The organism is Actinoplanes oryzae (assembly GCF_030757795.1).
Taxonomy (GTDB): domain Bacteria; phylum Actinomycetota; class Actinomycetes; order Mycobacteriales; family Micromonosporaceae; genus Actinoplanes.
Genome location: NZ_JAUQWH010000313.1, coordinates 1 through 3,820, shown reverse-complemented (window position 1 = coordinate 3,820; position 3,820 = coordinate 1). Strand labels below are relative to the sequence as shown.

Below are 3,820 nucleotides of genomic sequence, written 5' to 3'. Positions count from 1 at the left end.
GGCCGGTTCCGGCCGCGTTCGCGGTGGCGGCGCCGGCGGGCTGGTTTCGGTGCGCGTTCGCGCGGTGGCGGGTGTGGCCAAGGTCCGCAATGCTGGATGCCGTGACGACCCCCCAGCAGCTCGACGAGCGCTTCCGTGACGCGGTGGCGGCCCTCCGGCCGGCCGGGCACCGTCGTGACCAGGGCGAGCCCGTCCGGGAGGGCTCGGCGCTGACCGGCGCCCGGGCGCGCGAGCTCTTCGACGCCCAGCTGGTCAGCCGCCACCTCGACCTGGCCGCGCGCTGGCTGCGCAGCTTCAACGAGGGCTATTACACGATCGGCTCGTCCGGCCACGAGGGCAACGCCGCCGTCGCCGCGGCGCTGCGCCCCGACGATCCCGCCCTGCTGCACTACCGGTCCGCGGCCTTCCACTGTGTCCGGGTGCTCCAGGCCGCCCAGCGGTCCGGCCCCGCCGACCCCGAGCACGATCCGCTGCTCGAGGCCGCCGGCGACGTGCTGCGCGGGGTGGTGGCGTCGGCCGCGGAGCCCATCGCCGGCGGGCGGCACAAGGTCTTCGGGCGCGCCGACCTGGCGATCGTCCCGGCCACGGCGGCGGTGGCGTCGCATCTGCCGCGGGCGGTCGGCATCGCGTACGGGATGAGCGCCGCCCCCCACCTGCGCGGTGTCGACCCGCCGTGGCCGTCGGACGCGATCGTCGTGGCCTCCTTCGGCGACGCGTCGATCAACCACGCCGGGGCGGCAACTGCCTTCAACACCCTCGGGTGGTACGCCCGGAAGGGCCGGAACCTCCCGCTGCTGCTCGTCTGCGAGGACAACGGCTACGGGCTGAGCGTCCCGTCGCCGGAGGGCTGGGTCGCCGAAGCGCTGGGCAGCCGGCCGGGGCTCCGCTACTTCCACGCCGACGGCACCGACCTGGCGGCCACCTTCGACGTGGCGCGGGAGGCCGCCGATTACGTCCGGGGCGAGCGCCGGCCCGCGGTGGTGCACCTGCCGGTCGTACGGCTGATGGGTCATGCCGGGGCGGACACCGAGACGGCGTACCGGGCCGCCGCGGAGATCGCCCGCGACCTGGAGCGGGATCCCCTGGCCGGCACCGCGCGGCTGCTCGTCGAGGGCGGCTTCGCGACCCCCGAGGACCTCATGACCAGGTACGACGAACTGGGCTGGCAGGTGCGCAAGGTCGCCGAGGAGGTGCTGGGCGAGCCGAAGCTGGCGTCCCTCGCGGAGGTCGCCGCCCCGCTGGCCCCCCGCCGCCCGTTGCGGGTCGCGAAGCACGTCGCCGACACGGCCGGGCGCGCGAGCGGGATCGGTTCGATGGCCCGCACCCAGGCCTTCGGCGGCCGGCTGCCCGAGCAGGCGGGCCCATTGACCCTGGCGCAGACCCTCACCGCCGCCCTGACCGACGCGATGCTCGCGCACCCCGGCGCCCTGGTCTTCGGCGAGGACGTCGCGGTCAAGGGCGGCGTCTACGGCGTCACGCGCACCCTGCGCGACCGCTTCGGCGGCGAGCGGGTCTTCGACACGCTGCTCGACGAGACCACGATCCTCGGGCTCGCGCTGGGCACCGGGCTGGCCGGGATGCTGCCGATCCCCGAGATCCAATATCTGGCGTACCTGCACAACGCCGAGGACCAGCTCCGCGGCGAGGCGGCGACGATGCAGTTCTTCTCGCGGGGCGCCTTCCGCAACCCGATGGTGGTCCGGGTCGCCGGGCTCGCCTACCAGCACTCCTTCGGCGGCGACAACTCCGTCGCCGTGCTGCGCGACGTGCCGGGCCTGGTCCTGGCCGTGCCCTCCCGCGCGGCCGACGCGGCACCGCTGCTCCGCTCCTGCGTCGCCGCCGCGGCCTGCGACGGCACGGTCAGCGTGTTCCTGGAGCCGCTCGCCCTCTACCAGACGAAGGACCTCTACCGGCAGGGCGACAACGAGTGGCTGGCGCCCTACGCCCCGCCGGGGGAGTGGGCCGGCGCGCACATCCCCATCGGCCGCGCCCAGACCTACCCGGTCGGGTCCGGCGAGGATCTGACCATCCTGACCTTCGGCAACGGGGTCCGCATGTCGCTGCGGGTGGCCGCGCAGCTCGCCGCCGAGGGCTACGGATCCCGAGTAGTGGACCTGCGCTGGTTGAGCCCGCTGCCGACCGCGGACCTGCTCCGGGAGGCCGCGGCGACCCGCCGGGTCCTGATCGTGGACGAGACCCGGCGCTCCGGCGGGGTGGGCGAGGGCATTCTCGCTGCCCTGGTGGACGGCGGTTTCGTGGGCGCCGTGCGCCGGATCGCGGGCGCGGACACCCCCGTTCCGCTCGGTCCGGCAGCGCAGCACGTCCTGATCGGGGAAGATGCCATCACGCAGGGTGCCCACGCCCTGCTGGCGCGGTAAATTGCCACACACCCGGTGCGCCACTTGCGCACAGGGCCGCGAATGTGTGGACTACCTCCACACATGTGCCGAGAACAGCAAGGAGGAATTCGACAGTGAGCGCGACCGCTGGTCAGGCCGACGGCGTACGCAGCCTGGCGGACCGGTTCGGCTTCGAGCCGAACATGGTGGTCATGGAGATGGGCTACGACGACGATGTCGACGAGGATCTCCGTGATGCCCTGACCGAACGCGTGGGCGAGTTGGTCGACGAGGACACCGACGAGGTGGTCGACGCGGTGCTCCTCTGGTACCGCGACGGCGACGACGATCTCTTCGAAGTACTGACGGACGCCCTGAGCCCGCTCGCGGACAGCGGCGTGGTGTGGCTCCTGACCCCCAAGGCCGGGCGAGACGGACACGTCGAGCCCAGCGAGGTCAGCGAGAGCGCCCCGACCGCCGGCCTCCAGCAGACCTCCACGGTGAACGCCGGCAAGGACTGGACCGCGGCCCGCCTGGTCTCGTCCCGGGGCGCCAAGAAGAAGTAGGCCCCCCGGCCCGATGCCGCGCGGCTTCTCCGCCGCCGCGCGGCCATGTCGCCGTGCCCGCGCGGCGGTCTTTCCGCTGCTCCCGCGGCCTCTCGTCGTGCGCTCGCGGCCCTTTCGTGGTGCCCTCTTGGCTGTCTCGTCGTGCGCTCACGATCGTCTTGTCGTGCCCTCGTTAGGCTGGGGGCGTGACCATCGACGTGGGCTCCCGGGCGCCGGACTTCACCCTCAAGGACCAGAACAACCAGGAAGTCACCCTGTCGGACTTCCGGGGCCGCAAGGCGGTGCTGCTGGTCTTCTACCCGCTGGCCTTCACCGGCACCTGCCAGGGCGAACTGACCGAGCTCCAGGCCCACCTCCCGGAGTACGCCAACGACCGCCTCCAGGTCCTCACCATCAGCGTCGACTCCGTCTACACCCACAAGGTCTGGGCCGACCGCGAAGGCTACACATTCCCCCTCCTCAGCGACTTCTGGCCGCACGGCGCCGTCGCCCAGGCCTACGGGATCTTCAACGACCAGGCAGGCTTCGCCGACCGCGGCACCTTCCTGATCGACGAGGACGGGACGATCCGCTTCGCCGAGCACCAGCCCCCCGGCCACCCCCGCGACCAAACCACCTGGCGAGACGTCGTCACAAACCTGATCCCCTGACGCCTGCCCTGCCCCTTCGCAAGCGGGCAGTGTCCCCCCGTGTTGTCAAGCGAGGGGTCGTCGGCCTCGCCGGCGTCCCCCGTCCCTGTCCTCCTCGTCCCGCAGCGCTGTCCCTCCCATGCCACCGGGCCGGACGGGCGGCTGGACGCGAGGCCAAGGTAGGATGACCACTCCGGTACCCCAGGAACCGGGCGCGTAGCTCAGTGGGAGAGCACTCGCCTTACAAGCGAGGGGTCGTAGGTTCGAAACCTACCGCGCCCACCAC

The 3,820-nt window shown here is 72.8% G+C and carries 3 protein-coding genes and 1 tRNA gene; all 4 read left to right on the top strand.

What is annotated here, in order from left to right; all coding sequences use genetic code 11:
- The first annotated feature begins 89 nt into the window (after positions 1 to 89).
- The 4 genes from RBH18_RS43385 (at position 90) to RBH18_RS43370 (ending at position 3,819) form a co-directional block, all read left to right on the top strand.
- Positions 90 to 2,378, top strand: a complete 2,289-nt coding sequence (locus RBH18_RS43385) for a transketolase C-terminal domain-containing protein (protein WP_306216355.1) — start codon at positions 90 to 92, stop codon at positions 2,376 to 2,378.
- A gap of 95 nt (positions 2,379 to 2,473) precedes the next feature.
- Positions 2,474 to 2,905, top strand: a complete 432-nt coding sequence (locus RBH18_RS43380) for a DUF3052 domain-containing protein (RefSeq protein ID WP_305789372.1) — start codon at positions 2,474 to 2,476, stop codon at positions 2,903 to 2,905.
- A 185-nt stretch (positions 2,906 to 3,090) separates the two neighbouring features.
- Positions 3,091 to 3,555, top strand: coding sequence for a peroxiredoxin (locus tag RBH18_RS43375; protein WP_306216354.1), 465 nt, complete (start codon positions 3,091 to 3,093; stop codon positions 3,553 to 3,555).
- 189 nt (positions 3,556 to 3,744) lie between these two features.
- A tRNA-Val gene (locus tag RBH18_RS43370) sits at positions 3,745 to 3,819 on the top strand.
- The last annotated feature ends 1 nt before the right edge of the window (position 3,820 follow it).